Origin of the sequence: Streptomyces sp. McG3, assembly GCF_018619185.1 — a bacterium.
Taxonomy (GTDB): domain Bacteria; phylum Actinomycetota; class Actinomycetes; order Streptomycetales; family Streptomycetaceae; genus Streptomyces.
Genome location: NZ_JAAXYC010000045.1, coordinates 23,596 through 37,814, shown reverse-complemented (window position 1 = coordinate 37,814; position 14,219 = coordinate 23,596). Strand labels below are relative to the sequence as shown.

Below are 14,219 nucleotides of genomic sequence, written 5' to 3'. Positions count from 1 at the left end.
GGCCGGGGCGGGGCCCATCGTGTTGAGCTGCTTGACGAGGTTGACGCCGCCGAAGCTGCGGGCGTCCGCGCCGGTGGCGTGCGCCGCGAGGATCAGCTGCGCGGTGGCGGCCGGGCCGCCCTGCTTCGCCCAGTCGGTGGCGTTCTTCTGCAGCCAGGCGACGGAGGCCTCGGCCTTGTCCGTGTGCCCGGAGGCGGCGAGCGCGACGACCGCGTCCGCGGTGTTGCCGTAGTCGGGCTGCGGCTCGGTGTTCTCGGCGCCGGGCATCGGGGCCTGCTCCAGATACGGCGACTTCTTCAGGGCGTCCGCGAGGAAGAAGGAGCCGTTCTGGGCGGTCTGCTCCGGGCTCAGGTCGTCGCCCTTCGTGCAGGAGGGGTCCTTCACCGCGTTGGACGTGCCGGAGGCGATGCCCTTGCCCATCAGGCCGAGCACCGAGGCCGCGGTGGCGTCCGCGTTGGCGGTCAGCTCGCCCTTCTTGTCCGGCTGGTAGGCGAACGCGCCGCCGTCCTCGTCCCCGCAGGGGATGGCCAGCGACTGGAGCGCGGTGTACGGGGTCTTCCCGTCGGCGGTGGTGACCTCGTTGATCGGGATCCCGGTCCGGGCGAGCGCGCCGATCACGATGGACGTGGAGTTCGCGTCGCTCGGGCCGCCGGGGTTGTAGCCCCAGCCGCCGTCCTCGTTCTGCACGGACTTCAGCCAGTCCGCGCCGTTGTTCGCGGCGTCGCGGTGCTGGTTGATCTCGACGAGGGCCTGCACGGCGACGGCGGTGGCGTTGGTGTCCATCACCGTCGACGCGTCACAGGGCTTGGCGGCGTCGCGGTACGAGGTGAACGCACCGCTGTCGCACTGCTGGCCCACCAGCCAGTCGACGGAGGCCGTGGACGGCGTGACGTACTCGATCTTCTGCGCGAGGAAGGCCAGCGACTGCCGCCACACCCCGTCGTACGTGGGGTCCGTGGTGCCGTAGAGCCCGGCCGGCAGCTCCGCGGACGGGGAAGGACTCGGCGCGGCGACCGCTACAGGTGCGGCCGCGCCCAGGAGCACGGCGGTGGTCGCGAGCGCGGCTGCGCTGCGGCGTACGGTCATGGCTGGCTGGGCCTCTCCTGCGAGGGCCGGACTCCCCGGGCACACGAGAGCCCCGGGCTCCGGCCCCGTATGCCTCGACGGTGCCGGCCACCGGGGTTCCGGTGGCCCGAGCCGGTCACGCTCCGCGGCGGGCGGTCCGGCTGCCGTCGGGCGGACGGTTCACGGCTGGGGCACTGCGCCGGATTCGCACCGGCTTCCCCCTGTACGGGCATGATGACGACCTGCCCACTCTACCGGTCCGTAGGGGAGGGGCCGGGAGCCGCACGTCGCGATGTACGTCACCGGGGGCGCGGGCCACGACGGCGCCGGACGTCAGACGGCGATGTACGTCACCGGGGGCCCGCCCGGCACGGCCTCCGCGCGGCCGAGCTTCACGAGCCGCCGCAGATGGGACTCGGCCTCGGAGACGGCGATGGACCGCGAGCCGTGCGGAATCTGCTCCCAGGGCCGGTTCCACTCCATCCGCTCGGCGAGCTGCCACGGGGTGAGGGGTGCGGCGAGCAGCGCGAGGAGCCCGGTCAGCCGCTCCTCGTGGTGGTCCAGCAGCTCCCGCACCCGCCCGCCCGCACCGGTGAACGCGTGCTGGTGCGCGGGCAGCACCTCGGCGACCCCGAGCCGGCCGATCCGCTCCAGCGAGGCGAGGTAGTCGCCGAGGGGATCGGTGACCGTCGTGTCGTCGGGGTCCTCGTACAGCCCGATGTGCGGACTGATCCCCGGCAGCAGGTGGTCCCCGGAGAACAACCGCCCGTGCCCCGCCAGATCTGCCGGATGCCGCTCCTCCAGGTGGAGGCAGACGTGCCCCGGGGTGTGTCCGGGGGTCCAGACGGCCCGCAGCCGCCGGCCGGCGAGGTCGAGCAGCTCGCCGGGCACGATCTCCCGGTCGGGCAGGGCGGCGCGCAGACCCGGCAGGGTCCGCGGCCGCCCTCCGCTGCGGGCGGCGCGCAACGGGGCGAGGTGTTCCTCCGGCGCGCCGACGGCGGCGAGCTTGCGGGTGAGGTAGTCGAGCCAGGTGCCGGGCTCGGATTCCCGGGTGCGCCGGACGATCGCGGTGTCGGCCTCGTGCATCGCGATCCAGGCCCCGGACGCCTCGCGGACCTGGCCGGAGAGACCGTGGTGGTCGGGATGGTGGTGGGTGATGACGACGCCGTGGACGTCGGCGACGGCGGTGCCGAGGGCGGTCAGCCCGGCGACCAGGGTCTCCCAGGAGGCCGGGTCGTCCCAGCCGGTGTCGATGAGGACCGGCCCCCGGTCGGTGTCGACGAGGTGGACCAGGGTGTGTCCCAGCGGGTTGTCCGGGATGGGGACCTTGATGCTGTGGACGCCTCCGCCGTGGTCGGTCACCTGCGTCAGCTGCGTCATGGGATTCCCATCTCTGCCTCGGCTCAGCGTGCACTGCGCCCACTGTAACGAGAACTTGTTCCAGTGGTAGCCCAGGTCTACCAAAACCTTTGCGTGCGGGGCGGTCCGCGCCGTGGACTCCTGGAACAGGAACTGGTATCAGTTCTGACGAACAGTCAGTTTCAGGTGCACGGGTTCGCGGGAGGCAACGGCCATGACGGGACTTACGGAGCTTGTGGAACACGGACAACTGTTCATCGGCGGGGAGTTCACCGATCCGCTCGGCACCGAGGTCATCGAGGTGATCTCCCCGCACACCGAACAGGTCATCGGCCGCGTGCCGCACGCCTCCGAGGGCGATGTGGACCGGGCGGTCGCCGCCGCCCGCCGCGCCTTCGACGAGGGCCCCTGGCCGAGGATGGGTCTGGACGAGCGGATCGCGGTGATCACCCGGATCAAGGACGCCTTCGCCGTCCGCCACGAGGAGTTCGCGCGGCTGATCAGCGCCCAGAACGGCACTCCGTACAGTTCGAGCGTCATGGTGCAGGCGCTGGCCGCGATGATGGTCTGGGACTCGGCGATCACGGTGGCGCGCGACTTCCCGTACGAGGAACGACGCGACGGCGTCCTCGGCCCCCTCCTGGTCCGCCGCGAACCGGTCGGCGTGGTCGCCGCGGTCGTCCCGTGGAACGTCCCGCAGTTCACGGCCGCCGCCAAACTGGCCCCGGCGCTGCTGGCGGGCTGCACGGCGGTCCTGAAGGTCTCACCGGAAACCCCCCTGGACGCCTACCTCCTGGCGGAGATAGCCGCGGAGGCGGGCCTGCCGCCCGGGGTCCTCTCCATCCTTCCGGCCGACCGGGAGGTCAGCGAATACCTGGTGGGCCACCGGGACGTGGACAAGGTCTCCTTCACCGGCTCGGTGGCGGCCGGCCGCCGCGTGATGGAGGTGGCCTCCCGCAACCTCACGCGCGTCACCCTGGAGTTGGGCGGGAAGTCGGCAGCGGTCATCCTCCCCGACGCCGACCTGGAGGCGGCGGTGGCGGGCATCGTCCCGTTCGCCTGGATGATCAACGGCCAGGCGTGCGTGGCCCAGACGCGCATCCTCGCCCCGAACTCCCGCTACGACGAGATAGCGGAGGCCTTCGCGGCGGCGGCCGGCGCCCTGCGCGTGGGCGACCCCCTGGACCCGACGACGGAACTGGGCCCGCTGGTGGCCCGACGCCAGCAGCAACGCTCCCTGGACTACATCGCATTGGGCCAGGAGGAGGGCGCCAAGATCCTCACCGGCGGCAATCGCCCCGCGTCCCAGGAGCGGGGCTGGTACGTCGAACCCACCCTCTTCGGCTCGGTGGACAACTCCATGCGCATCGCCCGTGAGGAGATCTTCGGCCCGGTGATCTGCCTGATCCCGTACGCCGACGAGGACGAGGCGGTCCGCATCGCCGACGACTCCCCGTACGGCCTCAGCGGCAGCGTCTGGACGGCGGACACGGAACGCGGCATCGACGTGGCCCGCCGGGTCCGTACGGGCACGTACAGCGTGAACACCTTCAGCCTCGACATGCTCGGCCCCTTCGGCGGCTACAAGAACTCCGGCCTGGGCCGCGAGTTCGGCCCCGAGGGCTACGGCGAGTTCTTCGAGCACAAGATGATCCACCTGCCCGCCGGCTACCGGGAGGCGTGATGGGCGACCGCTGGCACGTGGAGGTCGACCGCTCCGTCTGCATCGGCTCCGGCATGTGCGTCAGCCACGCGGGAGACGCCTTCCACCTGGACTCGGCCCGCCAGTCCCACCCGACCGAGGAGGACCGGGACGCGGGCGAGCAGGTTCTCGCGGCAGCGGAGGGCTGCCCGGTGGAGGCGATCACACTGACGCTGGCGGGGTCGGGGGAGGTGGTGTTCCCGCCGGAGGAGTGAGAGGGCCGTCCGGGCCGGCTCAGTCGAGCGATCGCACAATGATCCAGTACGTATCCTCTTCCTCCGTTACCGCACACAGGTGCGTCCCATCTGCGGACAACGCCACAAACTCGGGAGTTCCGGTCGCCGCAGCAATGCGCGACGGCAGGCCAGGGGGTGCGATGTCCCTGACGGATACCCATCCGACGGTAGACCTCCCACTTCCCGGCGGCACAATGAAGAACTCGCCGGAACCTGGTTCGGTGAGTGCTGACCGCGCCCTTTCGTGCCACTGCCGGTCGAGCTCCTCCAGAGAACCATGGCCTGCTGCATCGATGGACACGGTTGGCTCAACATCTATGCCCGCGACCATTTGAATAGCCCTCGCCACAGACGGTGCCGCAGTCGGGGCCTCAGTGTCCGTGATTTCCAATCCGCAGCCCTGCAGCGTTCTTTTGATTTTCTGTTCTTCGATATTGGACACTTTGATTACTCCGCCCTATGATGGGTCGTGCTGTTTATCCTTCTTCGTAGAAGAAGTGATGATCTCCGCCAGGCTTATTTATTTTCCCATACCGCTCCATGTTCTCAGGGTAGCCGAAAGATCCGTCCCCGCGTTGAACCCTCGCGTTGTCCCACCCGAAGTTGACCAGGCTTCGGCTGTCGTCAATTTTTGGCTTTCCTGCATGGAAATGAGGGCCCGCTGGATCGGAGACATGTTCCACCACCACGCGGGATCCTTGAGACCGCGTTTGAGATCTGTCGTGTCCCGGTGCGGGAGGGGTCGTTGAGCATCCGTACGCACGGCCGATACGGTCCCGGCGGGCACTCGGGGCTTCGACGCGGGTAAGAAGGTGAAGGGTCGCAAGCGGTTCATTGTCACGGACACCCTGGGCCTGCTGCTGGCGGTTCACGTAGTCGCGGCGAACATCCAGGACCGCGACGGCGCGAAGCGTTCGTTGCTGTGGACACGCCTGGACCATCCGGGCGTGCAGAGGATCTGGGCGGACCAAGGCTTCGCCGGCCGCCTCGTGGAGTGGTCACGCACGATCCTCGGCCGCGAGCTGGAGATCGTGCGCAAGGCCCCGGACCAGCGCTGATTCCAGGTCCAGCCCAAGAGATGGGCGATCGAGCGCACCTTCTCGTGGCTCACTGCCCACCGCCGCCTCGCACGTGACTACGAGACCAGCCCGGCCCGCTCAGAGACCATGATCCGCTGGGCAATGATCGGCATCATGGTCCGCCGACTCACCCGTGGCGGACCGGCGACGCGTCCCGGCGCGCGCTCGCTCCTGCGAAACGTTACGTAAAAATGCGCCGACCGTCCCTTCGAGGGGGAACCTCCTTCGTCGGTGCTCTATGGATCCAGGAAGCGCTCAACCTTCTGCTGCAAGTCAGTGGCCAGGCCAGTCAACTTCGAGACGATCCCGCGAAGCTCTCTGCCGAGTTCGGGGAACTCGACCCAGACCGATGGGTTCCTGGTGAGGACCGCAGACAGCAGATCACCTTCGTACATGTGCCCCTCTGCCATCGGGTTCTCCCGCAGTACCTCCACTGCCAGTGGCAGGAGGTAGGGCAGGCCGATGTCCTGCCCGATCAACAAGCGCCTGTCCTCGACGGTCAGCTCGCCGATCGGCCGACGCCGCAAGGCGTGTGCGGTAGTGACAAGACGGGTGTCGTCGGCTGTCGGGGCTGGCCAGCGGTCGCGTTCAAGCTCTTCAAGCGAGCGGTCACGATTCAAGGGGTGCGTCACCGGTCGATTGTCCTACGAGCAGATCTCAAACGCGGTCTGAGGTGTCTCGAATTGTCGAAAACTACCCCAGTGTGACATATCCTTTGAATATATATAGCCGGGGGCGTACTTTAGATTCTTGTCACCCGTGACCGTCCGCTCGGCGATAGGGGTTTCTCCGTAGGGTACGCCAGCCGCCTTAAAGGCAGCCTCCTCTGCATCGCCTCTCGTTGCGAAGGGGTTAGTTCTTTCCCCTTTGGGGGGCACGGGTTCAATCCGAGGGGATCTGTCCAGGTGTTCGGATTGGAGACATAAGCGACCGGATTAGGGGAAGGCTCCAGACCCAGCGGATCACTCGTGAGATAGCGGGCGGTTTCCGGATCGTAGTGGCGGAAATAATTGTAATGTAGAGCGGTTTCCGGGTCGAAGTACTGGCCTGGAAAGCGGAAGGGGACGTAGGTGGTGCCGCCCACGGCCCAGGCTGTGGCTCCCCAGAGGGTTTTGCGTGCACGCCAGGAAATATCGCCCGCCTCGTCAATTGCCTCTGTAGGGGCCCCGACGAAGTTCGTTACGATCGCGAAGAATCGTTCGTCAATGACCTCCTGCGGTTTATTCGCCGAGAATGCTCGCTCCACCTGGGTGAGTGGGTGAAACCCTTCGTGATCCCAGGTAAGAGAAACCGGGTTGGGCAAGTCTTCCGCATGAGTAACCTGTTCGCACAGATTGCTTCCATCCCAGGTGAAGGAAATGTTTTCGGTGACCGTCTTGCCGTCTGCTGCCAGCCGGTGCTTAGAAATTCGACGACCGATGGGATCGTAGAGGTAGCGCCAGCGAGTGCCGTCCGGGGTGGTCACGGCGGTGAGTCGATCTTCCGAGTCCCGTGTGTAGCGCCATATCTCCGGCGGGCGGGACAGTTGGGTCTTCCGACCGGTACGTCCCGCACGACCCGCGAAGTCCGGCTTCTACGCCGTCCCCCGGCGGAACGCGTCAGACCGCCGGTTCGGCCTCCGGTTTGCTCAGCAGTCCTTCCGGGGCCCTGCGCAGGGCCCGGATCGCCGGGACGCTCAGCATCACCGCCAAGAGGGCGAACGACATCACCGACGAGAAGATCAGCACCTCGTTCGCGCCGAACGCGTCGGCCGCCGGGCCCGCCAGTGCGCGGCCGAGCGGGATGACCATGATGGAGCCCGCCACGTCGTACGCCGAGACGCGGCTCAGGACCGTCAGCGGGATGTGCGACTGGACGCTGGTCGCCCACATCACGCCCCAGAACGCGAAGCCGTAACCCGCGATCACGTGGGCGATCGCCGTGGCCGCGAAGGACCATTCCAGCGCCGGGGCCAGGGGGTTGAGGGCGAAGCAGAGCATGGCCAGGGCGCCCGCCACCAGGGGGCGGCGGGGGCGGACCCGCATGCCGATCAGGCCGCCGATGATCGTCCCGGCGCCGTCCGCCGAGGCGATCCAGCCGTATCCGCTCGCCCCGTGCTGTTCGATCATCAGCGCCGCGCCGAGCGGCAGCGCGGGGCCGAACACGAACAGGCCGTAGACGGACCAGACCGCGATGACGCCCCACAGCCACTGGCGGGACCGGAACTCCTGCCAGCCCGTCGCGAGCCTGCGCCACATCGGGGCGTCGCCCTCGTCGCGGACCGTGTGCAGCTTCCGCAGGGGCAGCAGGACCAGCGCGCTGAGCGCGTACGCCGCCGCGATGACCAGGTACGAGCCCGACACCTGCCAGTACGCGACGAGGATGCCCGCCAGACCGGGGCCGAGCAGCGTGCTCAGGGCCTCGGAAATGCGCAGCAGCGCGTTGGCCTTCTGGATGTCCTCCGCGACCCGGGGGACCATGCTCGCCATACCGGGCTGGAACATCGCGGTCGCGGCGCCGCTGAGCGCCATCAGCGCCATGATCTGCCACAGCGGGACGCGGTCGGAGGAGAAGAGCAGCGCCGCCAGCGTGATCATGGCCAGCATCCGCACCACGTCGGCGCAGATCATCATCAACTGCGGGGTGAACCGGTCGGCGAGCACCCCGCCGAACAGCACCAGCAGGACGATCGGGGTCATCCACGCGGCCAGCGCGTAGCCGACGCCGCTCGCCCCGTGGCCCGCTCCCAGCACGGCCGTGGTGAGGGAGACCATCAGCATGCCGTCGGCCAGCAGCGACGCGCTGCGGGCCGTGAAGAACAGCCGGAACCGGGTCGACCGCCAAGGGCTGGGCAGTGGGTCCTCGTGCTGCTTCCGCGGGAGGGTCGTGTCGTCAACGCTCATGTCGTACCTGCCGGCTTCTGCCGGTCCCTTCCTCGATGATCTCCAGTCGACGCCATGCGTCGCTCCGGTCCGGCTCGGTGGGTGGGTTCTCGACGAGCACGTAGCGCTGGGGCGCGAGGACCCCCGAACCGGCGGCCGGGATGAGGGCGGTCAGCGCCCGGTGGGCCTCCTCGGGCGTCAACGGGGTGTCACCGCGGGCGATGTACGCCGTGAGGTGCGGTTCCGCGCCGGCCATCCCCTCCGCGGTGGCGTCCGCCGTCCCGTCCGGTCCGAGCTCCTCGGCCACCCGCACCGGCAGTCCGCCCGCCGCCCGGCCGAGTGCCTCGTGCACGGCGGCGGGCGAGACCCAGCAGCCGTCCACCCGGAGCCACGTGGGCCCGCGTTCGGCGGGACGGACTCCCGTCACCTCGGCCAGCGCCTCCATCGGCACGTCCCCGGCGGCGGCCGCCTCCAGGAGCAGGACCAGCCCGGAGAGGAACCCCTCCGCCTCCTCGGGGGTGAAGAGCGAGGGGGCGGCCCACAGGGAGATGTGCAGCTGGGGCGCTGTCCGGTATGTGAAGGCGAGCAGCCGGGTCGGCAGCGTCTGGGGCGGCCCCCAGGTCAGCTCGTGCTCGGCGTCGTCGCGGTCCTGCGTGCCGGTGCCCAGGAGCGGGGCGGGCAGGGCGCTCACATCGTTGAACACCACGTCCCGGCCGAAGTGGCTGCCGCGCTCGGCGGTGACCCGGTCGATCATTTCCCACAGCCGTACGGAGTCGAACTGGCTGTGCCGGTAGGCGTTGAGCACCGCCCCCCAGGTTCGGGCGACCAGGGCGTCGAAGCCGGGTACCCGGACATCCAGGTGGAGCAGCGCGTCCTGGGACGTGGTGGTCACCGAACGGGCGACCCGGGGGTGGAACCGGTTGGCGCTCGGGACGGCGGTGACACAGCTGTCCTGGCCCGCCCGGTGGGCCACCAGGGCGCACCAGGCGGCCATCAGCACGGTGGCCTCGGGGTGCCCGGTGCGGCGGGCCGCCCCGGCGAGCGCCCGGCCGCCCCGGCGGGAGCGGAGTGTCAGCTGCCGGGCCTCCTCGTCGGTTCCCGGCCTCCTGCCGCGCGGCTCCGCGAACATCTCCTGCGGCCCGCCGCGGATGATCCGCTCCCAGTACCGCAGGGAAGCCTCCGACTTCCGCAGCCCGGCCGGGGACGCCTCCACGGCGGCCAGGTCGACCGGGGGCAGGGAAGTGAGCCCCGGCAGTTCCTTGCCGGCCAGCAGCTCGGCGAACTCCTCGCGCAGGATGGCCATCGCGCTGCCGTCCGCCACCGCGTGGCTGAACGCCAGCGCCACGTGGACCGGCGCTCCGGCCACGGTGAGCAGGGTGATCCGCAGCGGGAACTCCCGCTCCAGGGCGAAACGCCCGGCCCGGGCGGCCCGCGCCACCGACTCCGCGTACCCCGCCGGATCAGCGGGGAATTCGGCGTGGTCGAGGACGGTCACCGTGAACGTACCCCCCGCCGACACGACCTGGTCGACCGGTGCGGCCCCCGGCGGGTGCGGGAAGGTGGTGCGCAGCCCCTCGTGGCGCCCGGCCAAGGCGCGCAAGGCGTCGGTGACGGCCTCCACGGTGGTGCCCTCGGGGACGGGCCACACATCGTGGATGTTGATGTGGGTGGGGTCGTCCCGCAGGATGCAGCGGATCATGTTGGCCTGGCCCATGGTGAGGGGGCCTCGGCGTTCGTCGCCGCCCGCGTAGGCGACGGTGAGGGTACGCGGGGCAGGCGTAGTACGGGGGGCGTCCAGGTGCATGGTGTCCTTGCCGGCTGCGGAGGTCATCGGGTCACGGCCAGGCCCGCTTCGGCGCTCGCACCGGTCAAGGCCTCCCAGTGGTCCATCAGGAGCGCGAAGTCGGCCATGTCGTCGCGGGCCTCGTCCAGGAGCCGGGAGCGGCGTTCGACGAGGATGTCGGCGACCGCCTGGTAGCGGTCGCCGAGCCGCCGGTAGGCGGCGTCGAGGACGTCGAGGCGGTGGGCGCCCGAGGCCCGGTCGAGGCCGGTGCTGTCCCGGACGAACCCGGCGATCTCAGGGGCCCGGATGTGGCCCTCGGCGTCGAGCAGCGCGTCACCCGCCGCCGCCGTCCTGGCGTACACGGCGTTGAGATACGCCTTGGACAGCAGGAACTTCACGAAGCGCAGCTGGTACGCGAGGAACCCGTCGTCCGTACGCCGCTCCGCCGTATGGAAGTTGACGATGTGCCGGTTGTGCTGGACGCCGGGCATCCGGGCGTCGTGGAGGAGGTGGATCAGGAAGTAGTCGCTGCCGATGGTGTCGGTGGCGGGCGGCAGCGGGACACGGCGGTAGACCTCGTGGTCGAGTGCGATGTTGCACATGTCCACGCGCATCGGGCTGACGGGGGCGAGCGTGGTGCGGTCGCCGTCGAAGGCGGTGTCCCCGGCGCCCCGGAAGGACTCGTCGATCAGATGCCCGCGCCAGATCTCCGGGTATCCCTCGGGGATCGACAGGCCGATCAGTTCGCGGTACGTGTCCGGGTCGAGGTCGCGGATCTCCGCGACGTCCACCGACATCTCCCCCACGAAGGAGCCGCCGGCCATCGTCACCCGCCGGCTCCCGGTCCCCGGCGACAGCTTGCTCCGGGTCGCCGACTCGCGTACGTCATCGGCGCGTCGGCCCAGATGGGCCAGCTCCTGGTGGAGCGGGAAGACCGGTTCGCCGTCGCGCCGCTGGTAGCGGCTGTCGGAGTCCCGGCGGTGGACGGACGTGCAGCCGAGGGCCTGGGCGATGAGGAACGCCCGGTTGGTGCAGGCGCCGTAGGAGACGCGGGACGGCAGCATCAGTTCCAGCAGCCGGTCCGGCCGGGCTCCGCCGGACCGGCCGATCACCGTGCGCAGGAAGTCCCGTTGCTCGTCCTCGTCGAGGTGGTGCACCGTCACACCGGGGGACGGGGGCAGCGCGGCCACCGCCCTGCGGTGTTCGGCGAGCACCGGCGCGGGGGAGGAGTCCAGGACCAGGAGGTGCACCTCGACGCCGAACCGCGCTGCCCCGTAGGCCGCTTCCTCGCCGACCGCCGCGATGGTGCCGGCGCAGGCCCGGTGGGTGGGCAGGGTCAGACAGACGCGGCGCACGAGGGCTCCCCGCTCTGCGCGGCGGGTGCCGAGTCCTCGGCGTCCTCGACCGGGTCCTGCCAGGAGGCGAGCCCCAGCAGCCGGCTGCCCAGCGGGTTCAGCTCGGCCGTGGGGTAGCGCTTGGACTCGGGCAGCACCGGGTCACCGACCAGGGTGCGGTTCCAGCGCGGGGTGCGCAGGTGGCGCCAGGACTCCACGCGGGACCTGCGCAGCCGCTCGTGCTCCTCCAGCGCGGGCATCATCGACAGGTACTGCACGGCCCGCACCCCGCTCTCGGAGAGGTTGCGCGCCACTCCGTGGGCCAGCAGGCCGTTCCAGATGAGCAGGTCGCCGGGGCGCAGATCCGGTCGTACGACGGGGAGTTCGTCCCGGTCGATGGTGGGGCGCAGCGGGTCCCGGTCGCCGGGCTGCCCGGTCTTCCAGGTGTCGAACTGCCGGAACAGCTCGGGGCAGCACTGGAAGCCGCCCGTCTCCGGCCGGGTGTCGTTGAGCGCGATGATGCCCTGCACCCGCTGCGGCGGGACGGCGAGCGTGGTGTCGATGTCCCAGTGGAGCTCGATGTCGAAGCCCCGGTCCGTCGGCTCGATCAGGGCACGGTCACGGTTGCCCCGGTTGGGCGGGTTGAGGTTGAGCCGGTCCAGGGTGACCCACAGCTCCTCGCAGTCCCAGACGTCGACGAAGGCGTCGTACACCCGCTGCGACTGCCGGTTGTCCCACAGGAGTTGGTGGTGGTAGGCCTCCACGAAGCCGTAGATGTGCAGTTGCTGGTCCAGCTCGGAGCGCAGCGGCCGGTCCTCGTACCAGCTCTCCGGCCGATCCGGGTCCAGGCCCTGGAACTCCCATGTGAAGTCCAGCAGTTGACGTGCCACCGGGGCCGGAATCGCTTCCCGGACGATGACGTAGCCGTAGCTCTGCCAGTGGGCGAAGTCCTCCTCGGAGAGCACCCGCAGCGGGCGTGACTTGTCGAGCTCCCGCAGGGCGGTCTGCGCGAGGTAGGCCTCGCCGTCCGCGCTGAAGTACGGGATGTCCGACGCCGCGCGGTGCAGGCGGGGCCGACGGCGAGGGGCGGGTGTCGTCATGAGGTTGATGGCAGGTCCTTCTCCTCGGCCGGCCGTGCGGCGACCCCGGGGGAGCGGGGCCGCCGCGGACGGCGGGACGGATGGCAGTGCCGTGGCGGGAGGAGCCATGACCACGTCGGTCAGCAGGATTGGTCCAGACCGCCCGGGCTGTCAAGTGTCCGCCACATATGGGGATATGAGATGCCGTCCCGTACCCGGCGGCCACGGAATTGATACCTGTCGTTCGGTATTTTTGGTCTAGACAACAGGTGAGCGACAGGCCTACTGTCCAAGAGCGCGGTCGAGTCCGTGACGGCATGTCATCCGTACTTCTGCCCGTACTCCGGTCGGTCACGGACCTGTTCGGGGCCGCCGACGCCACGGCGATGTGGTCCGTACGCCCGAGGGGTGTCCCGATTGCCGGCCCACACCGAGAAAGACGCGGTCTCATGAACACATCCAGCATCACGGTCCTGCCGGGTATCACGCTGAAGAGTCCCGGTGCCGGGCTGATCACGCTGGACCCGGTCCGCACCGCATTGCTGCGGGGCCTGGACGATCTGCTGACCGGTCTCGCCGCCCGGCTCGCCGCTCCCGAGGTGGTGGGGCCGCCCCTGCTGTCCGTCGAGGGACTGGCGCGGCTCGACTTCTTCCGTAACTTTCCCCATCTCGGCGTCTCCGCGGGCCGGTTCGGCCCGGAGGCGCTCGACGGTCTGGCCTCCGGCGGCGCGCCCCAGGACCTGCCGTTGCACCCGACCGGTCATGTGCTGCCGTCCGCGACCTGTTACGGGCTGCTGCTCTCCCTGGAGGGCGAGGACGTCGGGGAGGACGGGCTGCGGCTCTCGGCGGTCGGCCGCTGCTTCCGCAACGAGACCCACTACGACGGCCTGCGCCGCCTGTGGGGGTTCCACATGCGTGAGGTGATCTACCTCGGAACCAAGGACGGAGCCACCGAACACCAGGAACGCGGCGGGGAGTTCGTCCAGGAGGTGGCCGGACGGCTCGGTCTGACCCTGACCCGGGCGGCGGCCGACGACCCGTTCTACGACAACGGGGGTTCGCGGGCCCGCCTGATGGCACTGGACCCGGTGAAGTACGAGTACAGCGCCCCCGACGGGACGGCCATCGCCTCCGTCAACCGGCACCGCAACTTCTTCGGCGAGCGGCTGGGCATCCGGGCCGGCTCACACGGTCCCGCGTACAGCTCCTGCGTCGCCTTCGGCATGGAGCGCTGGGTGCACGCGATGATCCTCGCGCACGGCACCGCCGAGCAGGCCCTGGAGCGGCTCCGCGCCGCCGGTTCCTGAGAGCTGCGCGCCCGCCGGCGCCTGAGCGGCTCCACTCCGTCGACTCCTGAGCCGCTCCCCCCGCCGGTTCCTGAACTGCTCCCCCGCCGGTTCCTGATCCGATCTTCAGCCCCTGGCCGACCGGCCGTCACCCGAACAGAAGCAAGAGGAGCGATTTCTCCCATGGAACGTGTCGTAGCGTGGCTCAACGAGAAGAACCCCGGCCTCGACGGCCCGATCGGCGTCGAGGAGGACCTCATCGAGGCCCGCCTCATCGACTCGATGGACTTCCTGGAGTTCATCGACCTCCTGGAGGAGATCTCGGGCAGCGGTATCGATCTTCAGGAGGTCACCATCGACGACTTCCGTACCCTCGCCCGCGTCGAGGAGCGCTTCCTCGCCGCCGGCGACCTCGCGGAGGCGCCGGCCGGGTGA

Annotated in this window: 12 protein-coding genes and 3 pseudogenes; 6 read left to right on the top strand and 9 right to left on the bottom strand. The window is 69.9% G+C overall.

From position 1 onward, the window contains the following. The coding region (locus HET64_RS10735) for a prenyltransferase/squalene oxidase repeat-containing protein (protein ID WP_215104193.1) at positions 1 to 1,086 on the bottom strand (1,086 nt) is incomplete at its 3' end. Between the two features lie 312 nt (positions 1,087 to 1,398). Continuing rightward, positions 1,399 to 2,445 (bottom strand): MBL fold metallo-hydrolase, encoded by a 1,047-nt coding sequence (locus HET64_RS10730; RefSeq protein ID WP_215104191.1) that lies wholly within the window; start codon positions 2,443 to 2,445, stop codon positions 1,399 to 1,401. A 193-nt stretch (positions 2,446 to 2,638) separates the two neighbouring features. Here HET64_RS10730 and HET64_RS10725 point away from each other — a divergent pair, with 193 nt between their 5' ends. After that, complete coding sequence (locus tag HET64_RS10725) at positions 2,639 to 4,108, top strand: aldehyde dehydrogenase (protein ID WP_215104188.1); 1,470 nt, start codon at positions 2,639 to 2,641, stop codon at positions 4,106 to 4,108. Beyond that, positions 4,108 to 4,341, top strand: coding sequence for a ferredoxin (locus tag HET64_RS10720; RefSeq protein ID WP_215104186.1), 234 nt, complete (start codon positions 4,108 to 4,110; stop codon positions 4,339 to 4,341). Before HET64_RS10725 ends, HET64_RS10720 begins: the two co-directional genes overlap by 1 nt. 19 nt (positions 4,342 to 4,360) lie before the next feature. On the opposite strand, the gene HET64_RS10715 is transcribed toward HET64_RS10720, so the two are convergent. Further along, positions 4,361 to 4,804, bottom strand: a complete 444-nt coding sequence (locus HET64_RS10715) for a hypothetical protein (RefSeq protein ID WP_308369963.1) — start codon at positions 4,802 to 4,804, stop codon at positions 4,361 to 4,363. Positions 4,805 to 5,129: 325 nt separating this feature from the next. Between HET64_RS10715 and HET64_RS40060 the strand changes: the two are divergent. Both HET64_RS40060 and HET64_RS40055 read left to right on the top strand, forming a co-directional pair. Next, positions 5,130 to 5,420, top strand: a pseudogene (locus HET64_RS40060) (transposase); the annotation flags it as partial. 12 nt (positions 5,421 to 5,432) lie between these two features. Then, a pseudogene (locus tag HET64_RS40055) lies at positions 5,433 to 5,630 on the top strand (hypothetical protein); the annotation flags it as partial. Positions 5,631 to 5,677: 47 nt separating this feature from the next. On the opposite strand, the gene HET64_RS10695 reads toward HET64_RS40055, so the two are convergent. The 6 genes and pseudogenes from HET64_RS10695 to HET64_RS10670 all read right to left on the bottom strand — a co-directional run bounded on the left by HET64_RS10695 (position 5,678) and on the right by HET64_RS10670 (position 12,519). Then, on the bottom strand, positions 5,678 to 6,073 hold the full coding sequence (locus tag HET64_RS10695; protein WP_257135053.1) for a contact-dependent growth inhibition system immunity protein: 396 nt from the start codon (positions 6,071 to 6,073) through the stop codon (positions 5,678 to 5,680). Positions 6,074 to 6,312: 239 nt separating this feature from the next. Next, positions 6,313 to 7,097, bottom strand: a pseudogene (locus tag HET64_RS10690) (RHS repeat-associated core domain-containing protein); the annotation flags it as partial. Then, positions 7,040 to 8,323: an MFS transporter gene (locus HET64_RS10685; RefSeq protein WP_215104184.1), complete on the bottom strand. Its 1,284-nt coding sequence runs from the start codon at positions 8,321 to 8,323 to the stop codon at positions 7,040 to 7,042. The pseudogene HET64_RS10690 and the gene HET64_RS10685, both read right to left, overlap by 58 nt. Beyond that, entirely contained in the window at positions 8,313 to 10,133 is a 1,821-nt protein-coding gene (locus HET64_RS10680) for a condensation domain-containing protein (protein WP_215104182.1), read from the bottom strand. Before HET64_RS10680 ends, HET64_RS10685 begins: the two co-directional genes overlap by 11 nt. Further along, positions 10,130 to 11,440, bottom strand: a complete 1,311-nt coding sequence (locus HET64_RS10675; protein ID WP_215104180.1) for a DUF6271 family protein — start codon at positions 11,438 to 11,440, stop codon at positions 10,130 to 10,132. The genes HET64_RS10680 and HET64_RS10675 overlap by 4 nt, the downstream gene beginning before the upstream one ends. Continuing rightward, positions 11,422 to 12,519 (bottom strand): phytanoyl-CoA dioxygenase family protein, encoded by a 1,098-nt coding sequence (locus tag HET64_RS10670; RefSeq protein WP_215104178.1) that lies wholly within the window; start codon positions 12,517 to 12,519, stop codon positions 11,422 to 11,424. Before HET64_RS10670 ends, HET64_RS10675 begins: the two co-directional genes overlap by 19 nt. A 428-nt stretch (positions 12,520 to 12,947) precedes the next feature. On the opposite strand from HET64_RS10670, the gene HET64_RS10665 reads away from it, so the two are divergent. Together HET64_RS10665 and HET64_RS10660 are read left to right on the top strand one after the other, a co-directional pair. Then, a complete protein-coding gene (locus HET64_RS10665; protein ID WP_215104176.1) occupies positions 12,948 to 13,805 on the top strand; it encodes a hypothetical protein in 858 nt (285 codons plus the stop codon). Positions 13,806 to 13,967: 162 nt separating this feature from the next. Further along, the gene (locus HET64_RS10660) at positions 13,968 to 14,219 is read left to right on the top strand and encodes an acyl carrier protein (RefSeq protein ID WP_215104174.1); all 252 of its coding nucleotides are present in this window, start codon (positions 13,968 to 13,970) and stop codon (positions 14,217 to 14,219) included.

Coding starts and splice junctions, on each gene's coding strand:
- HET64_RS10725 (WP_215104188.1), top strand. CDS start 2,639: ATGACGGGACTTACGGAGCTTGTGGAACACGGACAACTGTTCATCGGC.
- HET64_RS10680 (WP_215104182.1), bottom strand. CDS start 10,133: ATGACCTCCGCAGCCGGCAAGGACACCATGCACCTGGACGCCCCCCGT.
- HET64_RS10670 (WP_215104178.1), bottom strand. CDS start 12,519: ATGACGACACCCGCCCCTCGCCGTCGGCCCCGCCTGCACCGCGCGGCG.
- HET64_RS10720 (WP_215104186.1), top strand. CDS start 4,108: ATGGGCGACCGCTGGCACGTGGAGGTCGACCGCTCCGTCTGCATCGGC.
- HET64_RS10685 (WP_215104184.1), bottom strand. CDS start 8,323: ATGAGCGTTGACGACACGACCCTCCCGCGGAAGCAGCACGAGGACCCA.
- HET64_RS10730 (WP_215104191.1), bottom strand. CDS start 2,445: ATGACGCAGCTGACGCAGGTGACCGACCACGGCGGAGGCGTCCACAGC.
- HET64_RS10665 (WP_215104176.1), top strand. CDS start 12,948: ATGAACACATCCAGCATCACGGTCCTGCCGGGTATCACGCTGAAGAGT.
- HET64_RS10660 (WP_215104174.1), top strand. CDS start 13,968: ATGGAACGTGTCGTAGCGTGGCTCAACGAGAAGAACCCCGGCCTCGAC.